This is a genomic window from Oricola cellulosilytica (genome assembly GCF_019966575.1).
Lineage (GTDB): Bacteria > Pseudomonadota > Alphaproteobacteria > Rhizobiales > Rhizobiaceae > Oricola > Oricola cellulosilytica.
Genome location: NZ_JAINFK010000006.1, coordinates 30278 through 53412 on the forward strand (window position 1 = coordinate 30278; position 23135 = coordinate 53412).

At 61.3% G+C, this 23135-nt stretch carries 23 protein-coding genes; 9 read left to right on the plus strand and 14 right to left on the minus strand.

From position 1 onward, the window contains the following. Window positions 1-2 precede the first annotated feature (2 nt). Both LC298_RS14575 and LC298_RS14580 read right to left on the minus strand, forming a co-directional pair. The gene (locus LC298_RS14575; RefSeq protein WP_131569791.1) at window positions 3-1157 is read right to left on the minus strand and encodes a site-specific DNA-methyltransferase; all 1155 of its coding nucleotides are present in this window, start codon (window positions 1155-1157) and stop codon (window positions 3-5) included. A gap of 104 nt (window positions 1158-1261) precedes the next feature. Beyond that, entirely contained in the window at window positions 1262-1969 is a 708-nt protein-coding gene (locus tag LC298_RS14580) for a winged helix-turn-helix transcriptional regulator (RefSeq protein ID WP_131569789.1), read from the minus strand. Between the two features lie 149 nt (window positions 1970-2118). Between LC298_RS14580 and LC298_RS14585 the strand changes: the two genes are divergently transcribed. Then, entirely contained in the window at window positions 2119-3561 is a 1443-nt protein-coding gene (locus tag LC298_RS14585) for an FAD-binding oxidoreductase (protein ID WP_131569787.1), read from the plus strand. A gap of 52 nt (window positions 3562-3613) precedes the next feature. Here the strand turns inward: LC298_RS14585 and LC298_RS14590 are convergent, their stop codons facing one another. Then, the gene (locus tag LC298_RS14590; protein WP_131569785.1) at window positions 3614-4189 is read right to left on the minus strand and encodes a hypothetical protein; all 576 of its coding nucleotides are present in this window, start codon (window positions 4187-4189) and stop codon (window positions 3614-3616) included. A gap of 216 nt (window positions 4190-4405) precedes the next feature. Here LC298_RS14590 and thrC point away from each other — a divergent pair, with 216 nt between their 5' ends. The 4 genes from thrC to LC298_RS14610 all read left to right on the plus strand — a co-directional run bounded on the left by thrC (window position 4406) and on the right by LC298_RS14610 (window position 10788). After that, window positions 4406-5815 carry a threonine synthase gene (thrC, locus tag LC298_RS14595; protein WP_199223305.1) on the plus strand — a complete coding sequence of 470 codons (1410 nt, stop codon included), beginning with the start codon at window positions 4406-4408 and terminating at the stop codon, window positions 5813-5815. Between the two features lie 68 nt (window positions 5816-5883). Then, entirely contained in the window at window positions 5884-7206 is a 1323-nt protein-coding gene (locus LC298_RS14600; protein WP_131569781.1) for a M16 family metallopeptidase, read from the plus strand. Between the two features lie 34 nt (window positions 7207-7240). Beyond that, on the plus strand, window positions 7241-7855 hold the full coding sequence (locus tag LC298_RS14605) for a GNAT family N-acetyltransferase (RefSeq protein WP_131569779.1): 615 nt from the start codon (window positions 7241-7243) through the stop codon (window positions 7853-7855). A 41-nt stretch (window positions 7856-7896) separates the two neighbouring features. Next, window positions 7897-10788: a putative bifunctional diguanylate cyclase/phosphodiesterase gene (locus tag LC298_RS14610; protein WP_131569880.1), complete on the plus strand. Its 2892-nt coding sequence runs from the start codon at window positions 7897-7899 to the stop codon at window positions 10786-10788. Between the two features lie 20 nt (window positions 10789-10808). Here the strand turns inward: LC298_RS14610 and LC298_RS14615 are convergent, their stop codons facing one another. Beyond that, window positions 10809-11399, minus strand: coding sequence for a YqgE/AlgH family protein (locus tag LC298_RS14615; RefSeq protein ID WP_158284783.1), 591 nt, complete (start codon window positions 11397-11399; stop codon window positions 10809-10811). Between the two features lie 169 nt (window positions 11400-11568). Here LC298_RS14615 and LC298_RS14620 point away from each other — a divergent pair, with 169 nt between their 5' ends. Both LC298_RS14620 and LC298_RS14625 read left to right on the plus strand, forming a co-directional pair. After that, window positions 11569-12387 (plus strand): protein-disulfide reductase DsbD domain-containing protein, encoded by an 819-nt coding sequence (locus LC298_RS14620; RefSeq protein WP_158284782.1) that lies wholly within the window; start codon window positions 11569-11571, stop codon window positions 12385-12387. Between the two features lie 98 nt (window positions 12388-12485). Further along, window positions 12486-12974, plus strand: a complete 489-nt coding sequence (locus LC298_RS14625) for a peroxiredoxin (RefSeq protein ID WP_131569773.1) — start codon at window positions 12486-12488, stop codon at window positions 12972-12974. Window positions 12975-12993: 19 nt separating this feature from the next. On the opposite strand, the gene LC298_RS14630 is transcribed toward LC298_RS14625, so the two are convergent. Next, entirely contained in the window at window positions 12994-13689 is a 696-nt protein-coding gene (locus LC298_RS14630; RefSeq protein ID WP_131569771.1) for a Crp/Fnr family transcriptional regulator, read from the minus strand. 129 nt (window positions 13690-13818) lie between these two features. Between LC298_RS14630 and LC298_RS14635 the strand changes: the two genes are divergently transcribed. Further along, entirely contained in the window at window positions 13819-14229 is a 411-nt protein-coding gene (locus LC298_RS14635) for a pseudoazurin (RefSeq protein ID WP_223385686.1), read from the plus strand. Between the two features lie 205 nt (window positions 14230-14434). Here LC298_RS14635 and nirK read toward each other — a convergent pair whose 3' ends face one another. Then, a complete protein-coding gene (gene nirK / locus LC298_RS14640; RefSeq protein ID WP_131569766.1) occupies window positions 14435-15598 on the minus strand; it encodes a copper-containing nitrite reductase in 1164 nt (387 codons plus the stop codon). 217 nt (window positions 15599-15815) lie between these two features. Here nirK and LC298_RS14645 point away from each other — a divergent pair, with 217 nt between their 5' ends. After that, window positions 15816-17150: a tetratricopeptide repeat protein gene (locus LC298_RS14645; RefSeq protein WP_131569764.1), complete on the plus strand. Its 1335-nt coding sequence runs from the start codon at window positions 15816-15818 to the stop codon at window positions 17148-17150. A gap of 23 nt (window positions 17151-17173) precedes the next feature. On the opposite strand, the gene rnhA is transcribed toward LC298_RS14645, so the two are convergent. From rnhA to LC298_RS14685, 8 genes are all read right to left on the minus strand, one after another. After that, the gene (gene rnhA / locus LC298_RS14650) at window positions 17174-17620 is read right to left on the minus strand and encodes a ribonuclease HI (protein ID WP_131569762.1); all 447 of its coding nucleotides are present in this window, start codon (window positions 17618-17620) and stop codon (window positions 17174-17176) included. Beyond that, entirely contained in the window at window positions 17617-18582 is a 966-nt protein-coding gene (locus tag LC298_RS14655) for a homoserine kinase (RefSeq protein WP_131569760.1), read from the minus strand. The genes rnhA and LC298_RS14655 overlap by 4 nt, the downstream gene beginning before the upstream one ends. A gap of 2 nt (window positions 18583-18584) precedes the next feature. After that, window positions 18585-19589 carry a 4-hydroxy-3-methylbut-2-enyl diphosphate reductase gene (ispH, locus tag LC298_RS14660; RefSeq protein WP_131569758.1) on the minus strand — a complete coding sequence of 335 codons (1005 nt, stop codon included), beginning with the start codon at window positions 19587-19589 and terminating at the stop codon, window positions 18585-18587. Between the two features lie 80 nt (window positions 19590-19669). Next, entirely contained in the window at window positions 19670-20419 is a 750-nt protein-coding gene (locus tag LC298_RS14665; RefSeq protein WP_131569756.1) for an SURF1 family protein, read from the minus strand. A 70-nt stretch (window positions 20420-20489) separates the two neighbouring features. Then, on the minus strand, window positions 20490-21365 hold the full coding sequence (locus LC298_RS14670; RefSeq protein ID WP_131569754.1) for a cytochrome c oxidase subunit 3: 876 nt from the start codon (window positions 21363-21365) through the stop codon (window positions 20490-20492). A gap of 14 nt (window positions 21366-21379) precedes the next feature. Further along, a complete protein-coding gene (locus LC298_RS14675) occupies window positions 21380-21982 on the minus strand; it encodes a cytochrome c oxidase assembly protein (RefSeq protein ID WP_131569752.1) in 603 nt (200 codons plus the stop codon). Between the two features lie 10 nt (window positions 21983-21992). Then, complete coding sequence (locus LC298_RS14680; RefSeq protein WP_199223312.1) at window positions 21993-22133, minus strand: hypothetical protein; 141 nt, start codon at window positions 22131-22133, stop codon at window positions 21993-21995. Between the two features lie 26 nt (window positions 22134-22159). Beyond that, on the minus strand, window positions 22160-23098 hold the full coding sequence (locus LC298_RS14685; protein WP_131569749.1) for a heme o synthase: 939 nt from the start codon (window positions 23096-23098) through the stop codon (window positions 22160-22162). Window positions 23099-23135: the final 37 nt, after the last annotated feature.

The following is a 23135-nucleotide window of genomic DNA, read 5'->3' on the forward strand; positions in this document are numbered from 1 at the left end:
CGTCACGCGCCTGCTGCCGCAATGCCCTTTCGGATCTCTGCGCGCAACGCGTCGATGGGTTCAAGGCCCGAGCCGCTTTCGAAATGCCAGAATGTCCAGCCATTGCAGGCGTCCAGGCCCTGAACCTTGGCGCCCATGCGGTGGATCGACGCCTGCTCGCCGCCATGGGCCAACGAGCCGTCCGCCTGCACCGTTGCCTCCCAACGTTTTCTGGCGTCGGTGAGCACTGCGCCCGGCTGCAGCAGCCCGCTTTCGACCAGGGTCAAAAACGCGACCCGCGGTTCGGCGCGTTTGCTGGTAACCAGTTTCAGGGTCGCCGCGTCGACCGGTTCGACGGCCTCGATGCGGGCCGCCGCCGCATCGATATAGGCCTGTTCGCGTTCGATACCGACGAAATGCCGGCCGAGCCGCTTGGCGACGGCACCCGTCGTACCAGAGCCGAAGAATGGGTCGAGAACCACATCGCCGGGCTTCGTCGACGACATCAGGATGCGCGCGAGAAGCGCCTCCGGCTTCTGCGTCGGATGAACCTTGTCGCCATTGTCCTTCTTCAGCCGTTCTCCACCGTTGCAGATCGGAAACAGCCAGTCGGAACGCATTTGAAGATCGTCGTTGGAAGCCTTCAGCGCCTCATAGTTGAAGGTATAGCCCTTGGCGTTCTGGTCGCGCGACGCCCAGATCATCGTTTCGTGGGCGTTCTGGAAGCGGCGGCCGCGGAAATTCGGCATCGGATTGGTCTTGCGCCAGATCACGTCATTGAGGATCCAGAAGCCGATGTCCTGGAGGCTGGCGCCGACCCGGAAAATGTTGTGATAGGAGCCGATCACCCAGATGGTTCCGTTCGGCTTGAGAACCCGGCGGGCGGCCAACAGCCACGCGCGGGTGAACGCGTCATAAGCCTGAAAGGACTCGAACTGGTCCCAATGGTCGTCAACAGCATCGACCTTCGACTGATCGGGCCTGTGGAGGTCGCCCTCGAGTTGCAGGTTGTAGGGCGGGTCGGCGAAGATGACGTCGATCGATTTCTCCGGAAGCGCGTCAAGCGCCGCCACGCAATCACCCTTGATGATCGTGTCCAGCCAGTCAGGCTTCGCGTTGGTGTTGGCGGCGGGTTTCGGCGCGGCGGCGCGCGCAGAGGCTAGGCGAACGACAGACATGATACACCCGGGGGTTACGCATTACAGAACGGGTGCATGGTTACCCAACAGGGTTAAAGGGGCGTTAGCGGGATGCCAAGAAGTTGATCGGAGGTCCCCGCGTCTCAACTGGCGAGCGCGAGCTTCACCGCATTCTCTGATCGTTGCGGCGTTCCGGCGAAGCTGCTCAGTCCGAGCCATATTTGCATCGATATCGCGAGCTGCCGGTCGCCTTCCAGGTCGAGACGACCGGCTTTTCGTTCTGCGTCGATGGTACTCAAGCCCATCCAGATCATTGTCATAGTCTTGAGATCGCATTCAACATAGAGGTCGATGTCGAACCCGGGATCGATGTAGCAGAGATCCACCCCCTGCCCATCCACTACGAGCCAGTGTTTTTGCTTGTTGGGCGCTAAATCCCGATACACGAAATGAATCACTTTGCGCCCCTGAGGCAGCTGCGAGACCTCAATGTTGCGGCGCATATCCCACATCAGCAGGGAAGGATCGAGATTTCTCAGGGATACGTCTGATTCAAGCCAGCTTTGCGCCCAGTGCCCGAGAGCGAGAATGATGGGGCGGAGCGCGAGACCTGATTCTGTCAGACGATAGTTGCCCTCGCAGTCGTGGACGACGAGACCAGCTGACTCCATCTCTTTCAAGCGCTTCGAGAGAAGTGCCGGCGATATGCGCGGCAGGCCCCGACGCAGATCGTTGAAACGCGTGGAGCCGCATATGAATTCTCGCAATATCAGCGGTGTCCACCGGCTGCACAATATTTCCGAGGCCATCGCCACGGGGCAGAATTGGCCGTAGCTTGCGGTAATCGTCATGCCGCCCTCCCCGCAATCTTCCGTAAGGTAAATAAAGCCCCCCGCACCCCTGTTCGCAAGTGCATTTTCTGTACTTGCCGCGGTTGGTCTGTTCGCTGACCATTGTACGCGCTTTGCCCATCGAACCGACCAAGCTGGAGGAGAAGCTGATGACCATGTTTTCAATGAAGAATCTTTCCGGTGCGCCAGTGTCAGTTTCAGAGGAAGCGGTGATGGCGCTCGATGCGGGCCTTCGCGGCAGGGTCGCAAGACCCGGCGAGCCGGATTATGAAACTGCCCGCACGGTGTGGAACGGGACAATCGATCGCCGCCCGGATATCATTGTGCGTTGCCAGGGTCCGTCCGATGTCATCAAGGCCGTTCGCTTCGCCGTTGAACACGGACTCCTGATTTCAGTAAGGGCCGGGGGGCACAACATCGCCGGCAAGGCAGTGGCCGATGGCGGCCTGATGATCGATCTTTCTTCGATGCGGTCCGTGCGTGTCGACCCGGAATCGCGCACGGCATGGGTTGAACCGGGCGCACTGCTTTCCGATGTGGACGCTGAGACTCAGACACACGGCCTTGTCGTGCCGACTGGCATCAATTCAACAACCGGAATATCCGGTCTGACGCTCGGTGGCGGCTTCGGATGGACAACACGGTCTTTCGGCATGACGATCGACAATCTCGTCGCTGCGGATGTCGTCACTTCGGAGGGCCGTCTGGTACGCGCCGCCGAAGACGAAAATTCTGATCTGTTCTGGGCTCTCCGCGGCGGCGGGGGCAATTTCGGTGTCGTTACAGGCTTCCGGTTCAATCTCCATGAAATGGGCCCGGAAGTCATTTCGGGGCTGATTGTACATCCTTTCGATGATGCCGAAACGGTCCTGAAAGCATGGCGCGATTTCGTCAAAACCGCGCCGCGCGAGGTCAGCGCATGGACGGTGTTACGGAAGGCGCCTCCGCTGCCATTTCTTCCTGAGGAATGGCACGGGCGCGAAGTGGTCGTGCTGGCGGCGTGCTATGCCGGTCCGATGGAGGATGCGGAGGCTGCGCTGGCGCCGTTGCGGGCCATCGGCACTCCCATCGCAGACGTGATATCGCCGCATCCATTCACCGGATGGCAGGCTGCGTTTGACCCCCTGCTCGTTTCCGGGGCGCGCAATTACTGGAAAAGTCACGATTTCTCCCAACTCTCCGACGCGACCATCGAGCTCCTCATCAAGTATGCCGGGAAATTGCCCAGCCCGGACTGCGAGATATTTGTTGCCAGCGTGGGCGGCGCAATGGGTGACGTTGCAGTCGATGCGACCGCGTATGGCGGTAGAGAAGCAAACTTCGTCATGAATGTTCACTCGCGCTGGCAGGATGTTGCCGATGATGCCGATTGCATCCGCTGGGCACGGGAGTTCTTCGACGCGAGTGCGCCGAATGCGATGCCTACGATCTACGTCAATTTCCTGCCCGACGACGAAGACGAAGGCCTGCAAACGACGTATGGGCCGAACTACGCCCGGTTGGCGGAAATCAAGGGGCGCTGGGACCCTGACAATGTTTTCCGCGTCAATCAGAACATAGCGCCGAAAACCCGTTCAATGGCCGCCGAGTAGCGACTGCATCGATCGGCGCCGAACAAGGGCCGGGCGATGCTGGTCCCGGGACTCATGGAGTGTTATAAGGACCCTCGTCGAATCCGACGAAAACCTGCAGGCTCGGCTCCGTCGGCGCGGGAACCGACACCTGCTCGTCCTTGTAGATGAACTGGGTCGCCCCGCCGCCGGGCGAAATCGGGACATTGATCTTGCCGAGCCGCGAATAGGGCAAATCCTCGCCATGGCTGATGGCGACACGAACTGGAAGCTCGAGATTGCCTGTTGTGCCTTTCGGCCCGTTGACGACCCTGCCCGCGGCGACCACGGACATATATAGGAGGCCGTCGCGATACCGGCAGGTCCGCGTCACATCGGTGATCGTCGCCTGATAAATGATCTCGTCCGGATTGTTTTCGTTGCCCCGGGTGAAGGTCCGGAGAATGGCGGTGCCCTCGCGCAGTACCGGGCGCGGACAATAGGCGCGCAGGTCGTCGGCGGTCAGTTCAGCATCGGGATCACCCAGCGTGTCGTCCACTTTCGCCGTCTGACAGGCTGCAAGCACCAACAACCCCAGGAGCGCGCTCACGCTTTTTACATTCACCGTCCTGTAGAAATGCATGACCAACCCGCCGTTCAGAATGTCCATCGACCGTCCCCCGCCATTGCCAGGACAAAAATGGCGATCGTGCGGTGGCGGCGGGCACATTCCAATCCTTTGCCAGCCTAGTCAATGGCACGAACCGCGCGCGCAGGGGATAGGCACGGTCGTCCGGGGGACTTTAGAACCTGTCGGTTTTCCGTTAAGCAGCGCGCCACGAGGCGCGATAGGATCGCCGCACAACGAACCGTGAGATTTTTTGCCGTGAAATACGTCAGCACACGCGGCCAGGCCCCGGCGCTCGGCTTCTGCGACACCATGCTTGCCGGACTGGCCCCGGATGGCGGGCTGTACGTTCCCGAGAGCTGGCCGCAATTCTCGGCCGATGACATCCGCGCCCTGCGCGGCGGAAGTTATGCGGATATCGCCCTCCGGATCATGTGGCCCTTCGTTGAAGGCGAAATTGACCGCTCAGCATTCGAATCGATTGTCCGCGACGCCTACGCGACCTTTCGCCACGAAGCGATCTGCCCCCTTGTCCAGACCGGGCCGAACGAATTCGTCCTTGAACTCTTTCATGGTCCGACCCTAGCCTTCAAAGACGTCGCGATGCAGCTCATCGGGCGGCTGATGGACCACGTTCTGAGCGAGCGCGACGAACGCGCCACTATCGTCGGCGCGACGTCCGGCGATACCGGCGGGGCGGCGATCGAGGCCTTTGCTGGCCGAGACCGGACCGACATCTTCATCCTGTTTCCCGAAGGGCGGGTGTCACCGGTCCAGCAGCGCCAGATGACAGGCAGCACCGCAGCGAACGTTCACGCGCTTGCCATTGCCGGCAATTTCGACGATTGCCAGGCGCTGCTTAAGGATATGTTCGGTCACGCCTCGTTCCGCGATGCCGTGAGGCTGTCGGGCGTCAATTCGATCAACTGGGCGCGGATCATGGCGCAGGTGGTCTATTATTTCACGTCGGCCCTGTCGCTCGGCGCGCCCGACCGCACCATTTCCTTTTGTGTTCCAACCGGCAATTTCGGTGACATCTTCGCCGGCCATGTCGCGCGCCGCATGGGCTTACCGGTCGAGACGCTCATCATCGCCACCAACGACAACGATATTCTGGCCCGCACGCTTGAAACGGGAGCCTACGAAATGCGGGGTGTGGTGAAGACCACTTCCCCGTCGATGGATATTCAGATCTCTTCGAACTTCGAGCGTCTCCTTTACGATGCCAGCGGCGGGAACGCCGCAGAGGTGCGCGCTGCCATGGCCGGGCTCAAGCAGGCCCGCCGCTTCGATCTTGCCGAAAAGACGCTCGGCGTCATCCGCGAGGGATTTGCCGCGGGGCGGGCCGATATCGACACGACGGCCGAGACGATCCGCTCGGTGAACGAAAGGTCCGGCTACCTGCTCGATCCCCACACGGCGATCGGCGTGCATGTCGCGCGCGCTCGCACGGGAGCGCGCCGCGATGCGGCAGCCCCGACTGTGGTGCTCGGTACCGCCCATCCGGCGAAGTTTCCCGCGGCGGTGGAAGAGGCGGCCGGTATCGGTCCGGCGCTGCCGTCTTGGCTCTCCGGCCTGATGGAGCGCGAGGAGCGTTTCACGGCGCTTCCATCCGACCTTAAAATAGTGGAAGATCACATTTTGCGGCATGCGCGCGCAGCGATGTGACCACGTGTCTGCAAGTGTGTACAAGAGCGTACGGCGGTCGTTGAGCCGCCGGGCCACGGAGGATGTATATGACAGTAGAGACGACGCGTCTCGCCAACGGAATAACCGTTGCAACCCAGCGGTTCGAACATGTCGAAAGCGTCGCGCTCGGTGTCTGGGTCAAAGCCGGATCCCGCAACGAACTCGAAAACGAACACGGTGTCGCCCATCTGCTGGAACACATGGCCTTCAAGGGCACCGTTCGGCGCACGGCGCAGACGATCGCCGAAGAGATCGAGAATGTGGGCGGTGACATAAACGCCGCGACGAGCGTCGAAACAACCTCCTACTTCGTTCGCGTTCTCAAGAACGACGTGCCTTTGGCGTTGGATCTGCTGGCCGACATCCTCCAGAACTCGAAGTTCGACGAGGACGAGCTGGAGCGTGAGAAACACGTCATCCTGCAGGAGCTGGGGGCGGCGAACGACACGCCGGACGACGCGGTCTTCGACCGGTTCACCGAGGCAGCATTCCGGCATCAGCCCATAGGCCGGGCGATCCTGGGCACCCGCGACACCATCAAGGCCTTTACCAGCGACCAGATCCGGCATTACATCGACCGTGAATATTGCGGCGAGCGCATGGTCATAGCTGCGGCCGGCGCGATCGATCACGATGAGTTCGTCAGGCTCGTCGAGACACACTTTTCCGGCATCCGGGCAAAACCGAAGGGCAAGGCAGTGCCCTTGGCTCACTATGTCGGCGGCGACTATCGGGAGCACCGGCCGCTGCAGGACACGCAGTTGCTCCTCGGGTTCGAGGGGCGTGCTTATCACGTGCGCGATTTCTACGCGTCGCAGGTCCTCGCCATGCTTCTCGGCGGGGGAATGTCTTCGCGCCTGTTCCAGGAGATCCGCGAGAAGCGCGGACTTTGTTACTCGATCTATGCCTTCCACTGGGGATTTTCCGATACCGGCATATTCGGAATTCATGCCGCCACCGAACCCGGCGACATCGAGGAACTCGTCAGCCTGGTTTTGCATGAATTGCGCCGCGCCGCCGACGACATCGGCCCTGCCGAACTCGACCGTGCGCGGGCGCAATTCAGAGCGAGCCTGTTGATGTCGGGTGAGAGTGCGCCGAGCCGGGCCGGACAGATTGCGAGGCAGATTCTGCTGTTCGGACGCCCCATCCCGAACGAAGAGCTGCTGGATCGTCTCGACAAGCTAACCGTCGAACGCCTCCGTGATCTCGCCTACCGGCTGTTCACGGAATCGCCGCCGACCGTCTCGGCCATCGGTCCTGTCGATCAGTTGATGGATATCGGCTCGATCCGGACCGAACTGGTCTCCGGGGCGATGGAAAAGAAACCTGCAACCAACGTCGGCGGCATGCGTCTCGCAGTCGGCTGATTCGGCTGTCCGCGCGGTCGCCCCGGATACGCCCATGATTGCTTTTCCTTTTCGCGGAACGCGTCAGCGGATCGTCTCCGGCGAATCCATCTATCTGCGGTACCCGGAACTGGCCGACCATTCTGAATGGGCCGCGCTGCGCTCCGAAAGCGAAAGTTTTCTGCGGCCCTGGGAACCGGCCTGGCCCTCTGACGACCTGCAACGCTCCGCCTTTCGAGGTCGCATCCGCCGCTATCAGCAGGAGATTTCGGCGGGAACGGGTTATCCCTTCTTCATCTGCTCGAAAGACGACGACACGATACTGGGTGGAATAACGCTTGGAAACGTCCGCCGCGGCGTTTCGCAAAGCGGTCAGATCGGCTACTGGATCGGTGTGCGCCACAAAGGTAACGGGGTGATGAGCGAAGCGCTGAAACTGATGTGCGGCTTCGCGTTTTCCACATGCGGATTGCACCGCCTTGAAGCTGCCTGTATCCCCGACAATACACGTTCGATCCGGATTCTCGAAAAAGCCGGATTCGCGCGCGAGGGGTATCTGCGTTCCTATCTGAAGATCAACGGGATCTGGCGCGATCACGTGCTCTACGCGCAGATCAATCCGCGCCACGGACGCGCCAACACGCCGCAGAAACAGGGTGAAGCAGTTTGACGAAAGATGCCGGCATTGGAGAGCGCCACCACGGGCTTGGCTTGCGGCTTGTCTGCGCGGCGTTCATTGCCGCCCTCTCCTTATGTTTGACGCTGCTTACCGCGCCTGCGGGCGCAGTGGAACCGATCAGCATCAGCCGCAACGCCGAAGCGCTTGATCTGTCGGGAGCCGTCACGATTTACCACAATCGCGGACAGAACTTTCAGATTTCAACCGCCCCCGGTGCTGACGGCATCGTTCGCACCATCGAGATCCAGGCGACCCGAGAGGATACGGAAGGTCATTGGGCGGTGTTCGCCCTCGCGAACACGACCGACACCCAGATCGACCGGCTGATCGTCGCCCCGCATTTCCGGCTGGTCGGCTCGGACTTCTTCTGGCCCGATCTCGGTTCGCGCCGCATTGTCTCGATCACCCCGAGCGAGGGTTTCGCGCTCGACCGCGTCGAGAGCAGCGATGCCGACATCTTCTCGATAACCCTTAATCCGGGGGCCGTCGTGACTTTCGTCGCGGAGTTGGCGTCGCCGAACCTGCCGCAGGTCTATCTGTGGGAAGCGGATCAATACAAGGACATCGTCAATTCCTACACGCTCTATCGCGGCATCGTGCTGGGAATCGCGGGATTGCTGGCGCTGTTCCTGACGATCCTGTTCGTCGTGCGAGGAACGTCGATGTTCCCCGCCGCGGCCGCACTCGCATGGGCTGCGCTGGCCTATATCTGCGTCGACTTCGGATTCATCGAAAGGTTCTTCGAGGCTCCCCTTATCGACATCCGCATGTGGCGGGCCATGAGCGAAGTATCGCTGGCGGCGACACTTGCCCTGTTCATTTTCACCTATCTCAACCTCAATCGCTGGAACGACCACCTGAGCTACGGGGCGATCGCCTGGGTACTGGCCATCGTCGCCTTGTCCGCGCTGGTGTTTTACGACCCACCCGTCGCCGCGGGCATTGCGCGGATTTCGATCGCCATCACCGCGGTGTTCGGGCTGGGGCTGATCGCCGTCTTCAGCTGGCGCGGCTTCGACCGCGCCATCATGCTCGTGCCTGCGTGGTCGCTTCTGATCGCGTGGATCCTGGCCGGTTATCTCACGATCTCTGGCGCTGTCGACAATGACATCATCCAACCGGCGCTGGCCGGGGGGCTCGTGCTCGTTGTGCTGCTGATCGGCTTCACCATCATGCAGACCGCGTTTTCGGGGGGAGCATTCCAGCAAACCCTGCTCTCTAACGTCGAGCGGCAGGCGCTGGCCGTGCGTGGTTCGGGCGGCATCGTGTGGGACTGGGACGTGGTGCGGGACCGCCTGACGACAACCCCGGATTTGGCGGCGGTGATGGGGCTCGAAAACGGGATGTTCCAGGGGCCGCCGAAGAACTGGCTGCCACACATCCATGGCGACGACCGTGACCGTTTCAGAATTACTCTCGATTCCGTCGTCGAGAAGCGCCGGGGCAAGATCGATCTGAACATTCGGATGCGCGGTCCGGACAACCACTTCAACTGGTATTCAGTGCGTGCGCGGCCGGTGATCGGGGCCAACGGCGAGATCGTCCGCTGCATCGGCACGATCATTGATGTTAGCGACCAGAAACGGTCGGAAGAGCGGCTGTTGCACGATGCGGTGCATGACAATCTGACCGGCCTTCCCAATAGGCAACTGTTCATGGACCGGATGCGCAGCGCGATCGCGCTCGCGAATATCGACGAGACGATAAAGCCGACCGCGCTGATCATCGACATGGACCGCTTCCGGCAGGTGAACGAAAGCATCGGCATGGCCGCGGGCGATACGCTGCTCATCACCATTGCCCGGCGTCTGCGGCGCCTCTTGCGTCCTCACGACACGATCGCACGGCTGTCAGGCAACCAGTTCGGAATCATCCTTCTTTCAGAGACCGATCCGGAGCGGATCGCCGACTTCGCGGACGCGGTGAAGAAATCGATAAAGACGCCGATCAGTTTCGCCGAGCGGCAGATCATTCTGACGGCGTCGATCGGCTTGGCGACGTGGACACATGCGCGCGCCCAGCACGAGGATCTGCTCGGGGATGCCGAACTGGCCCTTTTCCAGGCGAAGCGCTTTGGCGGCGACCGCGTAGAGCCCTTCCGTCCGGCGTTCCGGACGGCCGGTTCCGACAAGATGCAACTGGAATCGGACCTGCGCCGGGCGATCGAGCGTGGCGAGATTTCCCTTGCCTACCAGCCGATCGTTCGGGCCGATGACCTGAGCATTGCCGGTTTCGAAGCGCTCCTGCGCTGGAACCATCCGCGGCGCGGCGAAGTCCAGCCGGCCGAATTTATTACTCTGGCGGAACGTTCCGAGCTAATCGTCGATCTCGGCAACCATGCACTTGAACTGGCGATGCGCCGCCTCATGGACTGGGACGTGCTGCTGCCCGATGCCGACCTGTTCCTTTCGGTCAACGTGTCGAGCCAGCAGGTCATGGGCCGGGATTTCGCCAACACGCTCTCGAACATGCAGGCGCGGTTTGCGCACCGCAAGCACACGCTCCGACTAGAAATCACCGAAACCGTGCTGATGCAGAACCCCGAGCACAATGCGCATGTGCTGGAGAAGGTGAAATCGCTCGGCATCGGACTGGCTATGGACGATTTCGGCACGGGCTATTCGTCGCTTGCCTATTTGTCGAAGTTTCCGTTTGACACCATAAAGCTTGATCAGTCGCTGGTGCGCAATCAGTGGGCGCAGCGCGATATACTGCTTCAGTCGGTGATTTCGATGGCCGACAATCTGGGTCTTTCCACGGTGGTGGAAGGCGTCGAAACCGAAGATGACCTAGTGAAACTGCGGAAGATGGGATGCCGTTACATACAGGGCTTTATCGCGGGCGTGCCGGTGAACGGAAGCGTGGCAACTGACATGGTTGCCGCGCAAAACCCGCTCGTAAAAGACGACGCCGCAGCCGAGTGACGCGTTCCGGTGAATGTCCCTCAGGCGTGCCCGTAGCCGGCGACGAAATGGGCCGGCTGGATACCTGAAGAGCGAAGCAGCCGGTCATATTTCGTCTCGTGATCCTGATCGAAGACGAGGCCGGTATCGGCATCGAGCGTCAGCCACGAGTTTTCGAGAATTTCCGTTTCCAACTGTCCGGGGCCCCATCCGGAATAACCGAGCGCGATGGCGCACTGGTGCGGCCCCTGCCCGTTCGCGATCATGCGAAGCACCTGGGTCGTCGACGTCAGAAAGACCGTCTCCGAAATCGGTATCGTGGACTCGCCGCAATAGTCAGTCGTGTGCAGTACGAAACCGCGATGCTCGTCCACCGGCCCGCCATGGCCGATCGGCGTATAGGCAATTTCGCTGGCCATTTGCGGCACTGAACATTCGGTAAACACGTCTGTTTGCTCAACGAGGTCGCAGAAGGTCATGCCGCGCGCCTTGTTGACCACGAATCCCATCGCGCCATCCTCGTTGTGGGCGCAGATATAGATGATCGTCTGGGCGAAAAACGACGATGCGAGGCCGGGCGTCGCGACAAGAAATTTGCCTTCGAACTGCCCGGTTTTCTGCAAAAGTTCCATGTTTTCCGCCAAATCCATGCCGAAAGCGTACCATTGCCATGAATTTTGACCAGCAAATTTTGCGATTCGTGTCTGCCGGAGGCAAATCAGCCTTGTGTCACAAAGAGTTGTGAGGTGGGGGAACGAGGAAATGGTTGCCATTTTCTCGTTAGCGAGTCACGTGTGGGCCATGAATCCATCGTTTCGCCTTGCCGCACTCGCCGTCGCCGGCTTTCTAAGCGTTGGCCCTGCACAGGCCGGTGCGTCGAAGTGGCAGGAAACCGACGGCGGACGCCTGCGCATCGTCACCGAGCCGGTGCAGCCGGGTTCCACCTCGCTTCGCGGTGCGTTGCAGATCGATCTCGTGCCGGGGTGGAAAACCTATTGGCGCGAGCCCGGTTCCGCCGGTGTTCCGCCGCAGATAACCGCCATGTCCGGTGCACATGATGAAGTGAGGATCGACTTTCCCGTACCGCATTGGGTCGACGACCCCTACGGCGCGTGGGCCGGTTATACGGAACCGGTGACGCTGCCGCTTACCTTTGGGATCGACCCCGACTCGCCGCCGGCCGTCATCGAGGCCAACGTGTTTCTCGGGATCTGCAAGGATGTCTGCATTCCGTTTACCGCCAAGGTGGACATCGAGATTTCCGGCGGGCAATCCGAGCGACTGCAGGGGCTGCTGGTTTCTGCCGCGCACGGCGCCCTAGCTCCCGACAGTTCGGATGCCCTGTCGGTCAGGAACGTACGCTGGACGGAAACGGGCGCGCTGGAAATACGAGTGTCAACGGACGATGCGAATTCGAAAGAAATGGCGCTCTTCGTGTCCGGCGGAACGGAACGCCCCTTCCAGAAGCCGGTCCAAACCGCCACAGGTGTCGAGGCGACGTTTGCTGTCCAACCGCTTTTCGACACGGAGGAGGCCGGCGCGTTCGATCTCGTGATCGCTGCGCGCCATGGCGCCGACACCGTGGAAACCACTATCTCCCTCCCTGCGCCTGACCGGTAGGCCGGCACGCTCCGCCAAAATTTGGCCGAGCCCCTTCTCATTTCAGCGCGCTGGGCTATGTCCGTCAGCGGACGAACCACGATTGCAAGGAACCAGGCATGACCATCAGCATCGGCGAGAAGCTTCCCGACGCAACCCTGAGAACGGTTACCCCGGACGGTCCGGCCGACAGTTCGACCAGCGAGTTGTTCGGTGGCCGGAAGGTGGTGCTCTTCGGCGTTCCCGGAGCTTTCACACCGACATGTTCGCTCAACCACCTACCTGGCTTTCTTGAGAACAGGGACGCCATTCTCGCCAGCGGGATCGACGAGATCGTCTGCATTTCGGTCAACGACCATCACGTTATGTCGGCATGGGCGAAGGCGGCGAAGGCCGACGGAAAGATTCAGTTCCTCGCCGACTGGGACGGCGCCTTTACGAAAGCGTTGGGCATGGACATTGATCTCGGCGTGGCCGGTCTCGGCGTTCGCTCGAAGCGGTATTCGATGATCGTTGACGACGGCGAGGTGACGGCTCTGAATATCGAGGACGAACGCGGAAAGGCAACCAAGTCCGGCGCAGCGGCTCTGCTCGATCAGCTTGGCTGAAATTGTTCGATGTGGGCGGTTATCCTCCCGAGGTTCCGCCCGCGATCATCATCAGCCGGCGGCCCTCGGTTACCGTAATTTTCTGTCGTCCGCTTTTCACCAGCCCCTCACTTTCCCAACTGCTGAGTAAGCGCGACACAGTGTGCAGTGTCGTGCCGGTCATTTCGGAAATGTCCTGCCGGGAAATCGGAAAATCGATCAGGATGCCCTCATCAGTTTTGCGACCATTCTGACCCGCCAGTTTCATGATCGCGTTGGCGACGCGCTGCTCGACGCGTTCGGTCGCCATTTCGACGATCCGGTCCTGGGCGTCCTGTAGTCTCGCGCCTATCGTTCTGTAAATGTTGGACGCAAAGGACGGATAGCGTTCCACGACTTGCTTCCAAAAGCTTGACGGCCAGGCAAGGATAACGCAGTCGACGGCGGCAACCGCATCGGCAGGATAAGTGTCACGATCGATCGCTTGCGCGATGCCGAACGGCTCGCCGCTCGAAATGTAGCGGGCAATTACCTGCTCGCCGGCGGGCGTCGTCCGTACCACCCGTATATGCCCGTCTAACAGAACGAAGAAAGACCGCGCCTCTTCTCCCGCGTGAAAAACCCTCGCCCCCTTCTCGACACGCAATGAATTGGCTTTTGCGACTAACGCCGTCAGATCCTCCCGGCTCATTCCGGCAAATAGCGGCAATCCGGCGATCAGAGATGCGTCCAGCATGAGGACCTTCTGGAGTTTGATGCAGCGCAATTTCTGCGAGTTTCGCCAATGCTAAGCGTCGGCATCGAAACAACAAACCCGCTGAAAGGAAACACTATGCGCAGGAAACTGATGACCGCAACTCTCCTGATGGCCGGCCTCACCGCAGGGGTCGCGAATGCCGCGGAGATCGAAGTGCAAATGCTCAACAAAGGCGACAAGGGCGGGATGGTTTTTCAGCCCGACTTCGTTGTTGCGGAGCCTGGAGATTCGATCAAGTTTGTTTCCGTCGACAAGGGACACAACGCCGAGTCGATCGAGGGAATGCTGCCGGACGGTGTGGAATCGTTCAAAAGCGGCATGAGCAAGGATTTCGTTCTGACGGTAGAGAAAGATGGCCTCTACGGCATCAAGTGCACGCCCCACTACGGTATGGGCATGGTCGCGCTCATCACCGTTGGCGAGCCCGCCAACGAAGACGCCGCCATGGCTGTCAAGCAGAAGGGTAAAGCCAAGAGCCGGTTTGAGGAGATTTTCGCCGAGTATGAAGCGGCGAAATAATTCCTCGACAAGCGATCTGGAAGACGAGCCCGGGGGGCACCAGAAAGGTATTCCCGGTTACCTTGCGTCGATTGAAAATGACGCAGCGATTTCAGGCGCACATCCTATTCGTGGCGGCGTGCACCGATGAGTCCGACAGGCTGGGACCGCAACAAAACAGCCCGCCACAATCGTGACGGGCCATTTTTCCTTCCTGATTCAAGTCTTACGGCAAAGCCCTCTTGCTGTTGTAAATAGCGGTGTAGTCTTCGCCAAATGGCGTCGGCGGCACCACCTGGGCCATCAGATCGTTGTCCCAAGCGCCCTCGACCACGATATGGGCAGTTGCGCCGAGATTCACCGCCTCGATCAGGTTGTGGTTCACATAGGCGTACACGCCGGGCTGCCTGAACGTGTAGATCGCGGCGCCGGCCGAGCCGCCGCGGATGAACCACGTCTCGATGTCGCGTTCCGGAGGATTGTTGAACTTGCCTGTTTCCCAAACGAGGTCGCCATGTCCGCCGATCAGATGTGGCCGTGTGTCCCGGTTCGCCTGCGAGTGGACGATTAGGATCGTCTCATCCACCGTGGACTTCAGCGCATTTTCGCCGGTCAAAGCACCCGCTCTGCCGTTGAATACCACATGCGACGGGACAAGTCCGTTCATGATCTCCAGCGTATCGGCATAGGAGGACCCGAGATCGTCGAAACGCATGAAGTTCCCGTCCTCGTCGCGCGGAATGTAGAAGTCGTTCTCTCCGATATAGAAGACCTTGTCATAGGAGACCGGCTCGCCCTTGTCGTCCTTCAGGCCCTCGCGTGGCAGGATCATGATCGCGCCACTCATGCCGGACACGACATGCCACGGAATCATCGGACCGCCCGGCGCGCAGTGATACACAAAAGTGCCGGGCCGGGTCGCCTTGAAGCGCAGCACGGTCTTTTCGCCAGGATTGACGAGCGTCAGCGACCCACCACCCAGACCGCCGGTCGCCGCGTGGAAGTCGATATTGTGTTGCAGCATGTTTTCCGGCGGATTGATTAACGTCAGTTCGACATAATCACCTTCGTGAACGACCATCAGCGGACCGGGGATCGACCCTTCATATGTCATTCCCTGAAGCATCGTTCCGTCGTCGTCGACCTCGAACTCCTTTTCGATAATCATCATCTCGAATTCGACAATCTCTGGATCGCGGGTCGCGACCTGCTCATGCTCATGCACGAATGGCGGAGCGACCAGCTTCACCTTTCTGCGCGTCATGGCTGTAAGGTCTACGGCGTCACCGACCGGCGTCATGGTCTCCTCAGCTGATGCATTTTGCATGGCGGCATGCGGTGCGGCGGCTGCGAATGCGGCCCCCATAAGGGCTGTACGGCGCGTAATCATCGGGGTTCTCCGTTCCTTCATTCTTGCATGCATGAACGCTAGACAAACTATGCGCGCGCTTCTTTGTGCTGCATCAAACAAGGCGGCCGGCGAATTCAGTGTCGATTTGCGCGCCGTTCGCGCACGCCTGCGCCAAGGATTTGTGATAGAATGTGCGCGCTACGAGCCCCGGGGCAACCGGCGCCGGAGATGTCGCTCATTTGATCGGAGGGATCCGATGCAGACCGACCGCCAGGGAAACGCGCTGACGGGCGCGACACGTGAGGCCGCCGAGACCTACTGCCAGGCCATCGACGCCTTCAACATTTACCGCGGCGATCCCGTCGCCCTGATCGACAGCGCGATCGCCGCCGCGCCGCGCATGGTGATGGCGCATATCGTCAAGGCATGGCTCTACGGGCTGGCGACCGAGCCGGCAGCGACCGCCGAAGCACGATCAGCCGTTGAAACGGTGCGTGCGTTACCGATGGACGACCGCGAGCGTTCCCATGTCGCCGCACTGGACAAGTTGCTCGAGGGCAACTGGACCGCTGCCGCATTACGACTTGACTATCACAGCATGCGCTGGCCGCACGATCTCGTCGCACTCCAGGCCGGCCATCTAGCCGATTTCTATCGCGCGAGCGCGCGCGATCTGCGCGATCGTATAGCCCGGGCGCTGCCCAAGTGGTCGGAGGAGCAGCCGGGCTACTCCATCCTCCTTGGCATGCATGCCTTCGGACTGGAGGAGACGGGCGATTACGGACGCGCGGAGGCGGCCGGGCGGGATGCGCTGGCTCGCCAGCCGCTCGACTGCTGGGCGCACCATGCGGTTGCGCATGTGATGGAAATGCAAGGGCGTTCCGAGGACGGCATAGGGTGGATGGAAGCGCGCGAACCATACTGGAGCGGCGATGACAACTTCTTCCAGGTTCACAACTGGTGGCACAAGGCGCTCTATCATCTCGATCTCGGGCAAGGCGATGCCGCTCTGGCGCTGTTTGACGAACGCATTGAAGGCGACAAGATGATTGCGCTTGATCTGGTCGACGCGTCTGCGTTGCTGTGGCGTCTGCATCTCGGCGGCCACGATGTCGGCAACCGCTGGCACGATGTCGCTTCGAAATGGGACATGTACGCGGACGGACGGCTCTATCCCTTCAACGACTGGCACGCCGCGATGGCATGGCTCGGGGCGGGCCGAAACAGGGACGTTGACGATCTCGTCGCGCGATACCGCGAGCGCGGAAACGGGACCGAGAACGCGCGCTGGGCAGCGACGGCGGGGCTGCCGCTAATCGAGGGTTTTGCCGCATTCTGGAAGGGCGACTACCCGACTGCCGTCGATCGGCTTCACGGCGCGCGCTTCATCGCCAACAGCTTCGGCGGCAGCCACGCGCAGCGCGATGTGATCGACTGGACGCTGACCGAAGCAGCAATCCGCGGCGGTTTGCACGATCAGGCCGAGGCATTCGCCAACGAGCGGCTGGCATTGAAACCGCACAGTCCGGTCAACCGGCGCTTTCTAGCACGAGCTGCAAAGGGGCGCGAAAACAACGGGATAGCGGCTTGAGCTGCATCACCTTGTGAACGAGTTCAACCTTTAAACGGCTTCATGCCCTCGCGTGCGAGTTCGTCCGCCCGCTCATTTTCCGGGTGCCCGGCATGGCCCCTGACCCAGTGCCATCTGATCTCGTGGCGACGGGTCAGTTCGTCGAGTTCCTGCCAGAGTTCGGCATTCTTGACCGGCTTCTTGGCGGCAGTCTTCCAACCATTGCGCTTCCAGCCGTGGATCCAGCCGGAGATGCCGTCCTTGACGTAAGACGAGTCAGTGTAAAGTTCGACGCGATGCGGCCCACCCTTCAGCGCTTCGAGAGCCCGTATCGCCGCCAGCAGTTCCATCCGGTTGTTGGTGGTCGCCGCCTCGCCACCCTTCAGTTCCTTCTCGGTGCCGTTCCAGCGCAGGATCGCACCCCAGCCGCCCGGCCCCGGATTGCCCGAACACGCGCCATCGGTAAATATCTGGACCGTCTTGGCCGTCATCGGTCGAGCCCGTATTCTGTCGCCGCCCGTATTTCTCGGTGAAAGCGCATCTTCGCGACGTATTCCATCGGGTCCTTTTTCACGACCAGCGAACCCTCCGGCGTCATCACCCAATCGTAAAGCCGCGTCAGCATGAAGCGCAGGGCGGCGCCGGCGGACAGGATCGGCAGCGCGGCGGTCTCGGCATCGGACAGGGGGCGCACCGCGTTGTATGCGTTCAACAGCGCCCTGCCCTTGGTGACGTTGAACGCCCTGTCGCGCTCGAAGCACCAGGCGTTGAGGCACACCGCGATGTCGTAGGCGAGCGTATCATTGCAGGCGAAATAGAAGTCGATGAAGCCCGACAGCCGGTCGCCAAGGAAAAACACGTTGTCCGGAAAGAGATCGGCATGGATGACGCCCTGCGGCAGATCGCGCGGCCATTCCACCTCGAGTCGGCCCAGAAGGCTTTCGGTCTCTTCCTCCAGAGCGGCCTCGACGTCGGCGGCGTGCGATCTCGACTTCTCCCACAGCGGGCGCCAGTCTGCGAGCGCAAGTCCGTTCCTTCGGGTCAGCGCAAAGCCCTCGCCCGCCAGATGCATCTCCGCCAGAGCGCGCCCGACCTCGGCGCAATGAGTAACTTGCGGGCGCCGCAGCCAGATGCCCTCCAGAAAGGTCACCATCGCTGCGGGCCGTCCGGCAAGGGTCCCGAGCGCCGCGCCGTCGCGGCGGTGGACCGGCACCGGGCAGGATATGCCACGTTCGGCGAGATGTTCCATAAGGCCGAGGAAGAACGGCAGATCGTCCGCGTTCACCCGCTTTTCGTAAAGGGTCAGGATGTACTGGTCCGTTGTGGTGTGAACCATGAAATTGGAGTTTTCGACGCCCTCGGCGATGCCGCGGTAGGACTGCAAGTCGCCCACATCATATTGAGCGAGAAAGGCTCCAAGCTCCGCCTCGGAGATGTCTGTATAGACGGCCAATCTCAGCGTCCGCCGTTGAGAAAGGCCATGTCGGCGCCGGTCAGTTCGGTGTCCCGCAGATCGCGCATTACCGGAAAATTCTCGGTTTCGCGCACCGTCAACGCAATGTCGAGCTTCACCTCGAATCGCTCGCGGAAGGCGTCTATGATTTCCTCGACCACGATCTCGGGGGCAGATGCGCCAGCCGAGATGCCTACCCTTTCCACGCCGTCGACGCGCCTCCAGTCGATCTCACTCGCCCGCTGCACCAGCATCGCATCCTTCGCGCCATGGCGCTTGGCGACTTCAACCAGCCGTCTCGAGTTGGAGGAGTTCGGCGCGCCGACGATCAGGAACATCTCCGTTCCCCGCGCGGCCATCTTCACGGCCTCCTGACGGTTGGTTGTCGCGTAGCAGATCGATTCGGACGACGGCGCGGTCAGCGCCGGAAAGCGGCCTTCAAGCGCCGCGACGATGTCGGCGGTGTCGTCGACCGACAACGTAGTCTGCGTCACGTAGCCGAGGTTCGCCTCGTCCGGCACCGCCAGTGCGGCAACCTGCTCCACCGTCTCGACCAGCGTTACCGCTCCCGGCGGAAGCTGGCCCATGGTTCCGATCACTTCCGGGTGGTCCGCATGACCGATCAGAAGAACGTGGCGGCCCAGACGCTCATGGCGCATCGCCTGCTTGTGCACCTTGGAGACGAGCGGGCATGTGGCGTCCAGATAGAACATGTCGCGCGCTTCGGCCGCCGCCGGAACCGACTTCGCGACCCCGTGGGCCGAGAACACCACCGGGCGGTCCTTGTGTTCGGGCGGAATGTCGGACAGTTCGCGAACGAAAACGGCGCCGCGCTCACGCAGGCCGTCCACGACGAACTTGTTGTGAACGATCTCGTGGCGGACATAGACCGGCGCGCCGTATTTCTTCAGCGCCAGCACGACGATCTGGATCGCCCGGTCAACGCCGGCGCAAAACCCGCGCGGCTCGCAAAGACGAATTGTCAGGAAAGGCTTTGATACGGTCATGGGGGTGATTAGGGAGCGCGCCCGGCAAGTGTCAAGCGGCGACAGCCTTTCCGCTCCTGATCCCGGGAAGCGGGCGGTGGTTACCGCCGCCGCCACAGGAAGACACCCGCGACCGCCAGCAGCGCCCCTGCCAGCCCGTACCACGTCAGAGCGTATTGCAGATGGCTGTTCGGCAGGCTGATATTCGTGACGCCGCCAATCGGCAGTCGCTGCGGGTCTTCGTCACGGGCCGCGTCGACGAACAGCGGAACCACCTCCTCGCTATCAAGACCGGCAGCCGCGCTCATCGCGGAGAGATCCTTCCAGTAATACTGGTTCCGATCCGGTGCATTGTCGGGCAGCAGGGAGCCGGGCTTTGCGGACAGCGGCATGCGGGCAAGACCGGTGATCGTCTGCGCCCCTTCCGGGAGGCTTTCCGGCCGCGCCGAAGCTTCCTTCAGGGCGTAGGGCACGAAGCCGCGATTGACGAACAGGTACCCGCCATCCTCAACGGCCATGGGCGTATAGACGTACCAGCCTGATGCCCCATTCCACGTTGCCAGCATGTGCTGCTCGTCGGCGTGGTCGAACGTCCCCTCGACAGTCACGGGCAGATACTCGACATCCTCGCCCGCCTTCAGCATGTCCTCGACCGCGGAAAGAGTTACCGGCTCGGCGGAAATACGCGCCTCAATCTTCGCCAGCAGATCCTCCTTCCAGGCAAGCCGGCGCACCTGCCAGTTGCCCAGCGAGATCAGGACCGCGAACGAGAACGCCACGAGCAGGAGCAGTATCCAGGGAAACCGCTTCCGCCCGCCGCCTGCGCTCTTCTGCTGTGTGTCTGTCTTCAAATCGCTGCCTCGCAAAGGCGAAGGGCGGCCAACCTGACCGCCCCTCCCCGATAACTCATCTCATCGCCTCTCACTGCGCGATCGGTGCGCCCCACGATCCCCACACATAGATGGAGAAGAACAGGAACAGCCACACCACGTCGACGAAGTGCCAGTACCATGCGGCCGCCTCGAAGCCGAAATGCTGTTTCGGCGTGAAATCTCCCCGCATGGCGCGGATCAGGGTCACGATCAGGAAGATCGTACCGACCAGAACGTGGAACCCATGGAAGCCGGTGGCCATGAAGAATGTCGCGCCATAGAGCGATCCGGAGAACGAATAGGGCGCATGTGCGTATTCATAGGCCTGCACGCCTGTGAAGATGATGCCCAGCACGATGGTCAGCGCGAGACCCCATTTCAGCCCGGAGCGGTCGCCGTGCAGCAAGGCATGGTGCGCCCAAGTGATCGTTGTCCCGGACAGCAGAAGGATGATGGTGTTGTAGAGCGGCAGATGCAGCGGGTCGAGAACCTCGACGCCCTGCGGCGGCCATGTGCCGCCGGTATAAGCCAAACGGCCGACCTGCTGGGCCTCGTCGAAGAACAGGCTGGCGTCGAAGACCGCCCAGAACCACGCGACGAAGAACATTACCTCGGAGGCGATGAACATGATCATGCCGTAGCGCAGGTGCAGCGACACAACCGGAGTATGGTGGCCCTGATGAGCCTCCTTGATGGTGTCGCCCCACCAGCCGAACATCGTATAGAGCACGATCAGGAGGCCGATGAAGAACAGCCACGGATTGGCCAGCGGGATGCCGAGCAGGCTAAAATCGCTGCCCTGAACCGCCTGCATCCAGCCGATGCCGCCGATCGCCATGAGCAGGGCGCCGATGGAACCGATCAGCGGCCACGGGCTCGGATCGATGATGTGATAGTCGTGGTTCTTGGTGTGTGCGTCGGCCATATGGCGTTCCCCGATTATCGTATGGTGGTGGTTCGATCCGCGCCCGCGCCTGATTGCGCGACCGGTTGTGGATCGTCAACTGGAAAGAATGTGTAGGACAGCGTGATCGTCTTGATGTTCTTCAGTTCGGGCGCATCCACGATCTCCGGATCGATGAAGAAGACCACGGGCATGTCCAGCGATTCGCCGGGCCCCAGCGTCGTCTCGGTAAAGCAGAAGCACTCGATCTTGTTGAAATAGGCGCCGGCAGCCTGCGGCGTCACGTTGAACGTTGCCGTCCCGGTGGATGGCGCCGAACCGAAATTGCGCGCTTCGTAGGCGATCTGGACCGTCTCGCCGATCTTCACCTGCACTTGTCGCTGCTTCGGCTTGAACTCCCAGCCGATGCCGTTGGTGTTGGCATCGAAGCGGACATTGATGGTCTCGTCGAGAACTTGAGCCGACGCCTGCTGCGTCCGCTGGGTCGTTCCGCCGTATCCGGTGACCTGGCAAAACAGCTGGTAAAGCGGGACCGATGCATATGCCAGGCCGATCATGCCGGAGAAGAAGGCGAGGCAGGCAATCGCGATCGCCGTGTTCGACCAGCCCTTCGGGCCTTGCTTGACGCTGGCGCTCATCGTCATGTCCTCACAGCGCCCGGTCCATGACGGCGGGGCCGAACTTCACCAGCGTCGCGACATAGAAGATCACCACGAATGCAACGAGGCACAAGGCCAGGGCGATCGAGCGGCGGCGCTGCGCCTTCTTCTGGGCCTCGGTCGGTTGCACGTCTTTTCTCTCGGTTTCCAATGTCGTCACGCCACCTGGGCCGAATGGGCGATCTCGAACAGCCGTTCGCCCAGCAGCACGGCAAAAAGGGTCGCAAGATAATAGAGCGAGAAGCGGAACAGCTTCTTCGCCGGAACCATCGTCGCGTCGCCATCCTCCATACGCCAAACCGAAATCGCGTGCCGAACGAAATTCGCGCCGAGACCGATCGCGATGAGACCATAGACCGGGCCGGCGAGACCCATCGGCCACGGAGCCGCGGCGACGACCGCCAGAACGAGCGAATAGGCCAGAATCTGCAGTTTCGTGTGTCGCTCGCCCGCGACATTCGGAAGCATCGGGACATTGGCCATGTCGTAGTCGCGAAGCTTGAACAGGGCGAGCGCCCAGAAATGCGGCGGCGTCCAAAGAAAGATGATCAGGAACAGGACCACGCTCTCGAGCGAAATCGTGCCGGAAGCGGCCGCCCAGCCGATCATCGGCGGGAACGCTCCCGCCGCACCGCCGATGACGATGTTCTGCGGCGTCGAGCGCTTCAGCCACATCGTGTAGATCACGGCGTAAAAAAAGATGGTGAAGGCAAGCAGTCCGCCCGCAATCCAGTTTGTCAGGGTTCCCAATGTGAGGACCGAGAGCACCGACAAGGTCAGCCCGAACGCCAGAGCCTCGCCGCGCGTAACCCGGCCCGACGGTATCGGACGCTTGGCGGTGCGGGTCATGACCGCATCGATATCGGCGTCGTACCACATGTTGAGGGCGCCGGACGCGCCCGCCCCGACCGCGATCGCGAGGATTGCGATGGCGGCGATCAGCGGGTTGATGCCGCCCGGAGCCAGGATCATGCCGACGAATGCCGTGAACACCACCAGCGACATCACGCGCGGCTTCAGCAACGCGAAATAATCGCCGGGCATCGCCTCGGAGATCCGCGCCTCGCCGTTCTCGATGTTATGGACCAACGCCATGCTGTTTTCCGTCGCGCCCTCTCGGGCCTTCTCAATG

Coding starts and splice junctions, on each gene's coding strand:
- LC298_RS14575 (WP_131569791.1), bottom strand. CDS start 1,157: ATGTCTGTCGTTCGCCTAGCCTCTGCGCGCGCCGCCGCGCCGAAACCC.
- LC298_RS14580 (WP_131569789.1), bottom strand. CDS start 1,969: ATGACGATTACCGCAAGCTACGGCCAATTCTGCCCCGTGGCGATGGCC.
- LC298_RS14585 (WP_131569787.1), top strand. CDS start 2,119: ATGACCATGTTTTCAATGAAGAATCTTTCCGGTGCGCCAGTGTCAGTT.
- LC298_RS14590 (WP_131569785.1), bottom strand. CDS start 4,189: ATGGACATTCTGAACGGCGGGTTGGTCATGCATTTCTACAGGACGGTG.
- LC298_RS14600 (WP_131569781.1), top strand. CDS start 5,884: ATGACAGTAGAGACGACGCGTCTCGCCAACGGAATAACCGTTGCAACC.
- LC298_RS14605 (WP_131569779.1), top strand. CDS start 7,241: ATGATTGCTTTTCCTTTTCGCGGAACGCGTCAGCGGATCGTCTCCGGC.
- LC298_RS14615 (WP_158284783.1), bottom strand. CDS start 11,399: ATGGAACTTTTGCAGAAAACCGGGCAGTTCGAAGGCAAATTTCTTGTC.
- LC298_RS14620 (WP_158284782.1), top strand. CDS start 11,569: ATGAATCCATCGTTTCGCCTTGCCGCACTCGCCGTCGCCGGCTTTCTA.
- LC298_RS14625 (WP_131569773.1), top strand. CDS start 12,486: ATGACCATCAGCATCGGCGAGAAGCTTCCCGACGCAACCCTGAGAACG.
- LC298_RS14630 (WP_131569771.1), bottom strand. CDS start 13,689: ATGCTGGACGCATCTCTGATCGCCGGATTGCCGCTATTTGCCGGAATG.
- LC298_RS14635 (WP_223385686.1), top strand. CDS start 13,819: ATGGCCGGCCTCACCGCAGGGGTCGCGAATGCCGCGGAGATCGAAGTG.
- nirK (WP_131569766.1), bottom strand. CDS start 15,598: ATGATTACGCGCCGTACAGCCCTTATGGGGGCCGCATTCGCAGCCGCC.
- LC298_RS14645 (WP_131569764.1), top strand. CDS start 15,816: ATGCAGACCGACCGCCAGGGAAACGCGCTGACGGGCGCGACACGTGAG.
- rnhA (WP_131569762.1), bottom strand. CDS start 17,620: ATGACGGCCAAGACGGTCCAGATATTTACCGATGGCGCGTGTTCGGGC.
- ispH (WP_131569758.1), bottom strand. CDS start 19,589: ATGACCGTATCAAAGCCTTTCCTGACAATTCGTCTTTGCGAGCCGCGC.
- LC298_RS14670 (WP_131569754.1), bottom strand. CDS start 21,365: ATGGCCGACGCACACACCAAGAACCACGACTATCACATCATCGATCCG.
- LC298_RS14675 (WP_131569752.1), bottom strand. CDS start 21,982: ATGAGCGCCAGCGTCAAGCAAGGCCCGAAGGGCTGGTCGAACACGGCG.
- LC298_RS14685 (WP_131569749.1), bottom strand. CDS start 23,098: ATGGCGTTGGTCCATAACATCGAGAACGGCGAGGCGCGGATCTCCGAG.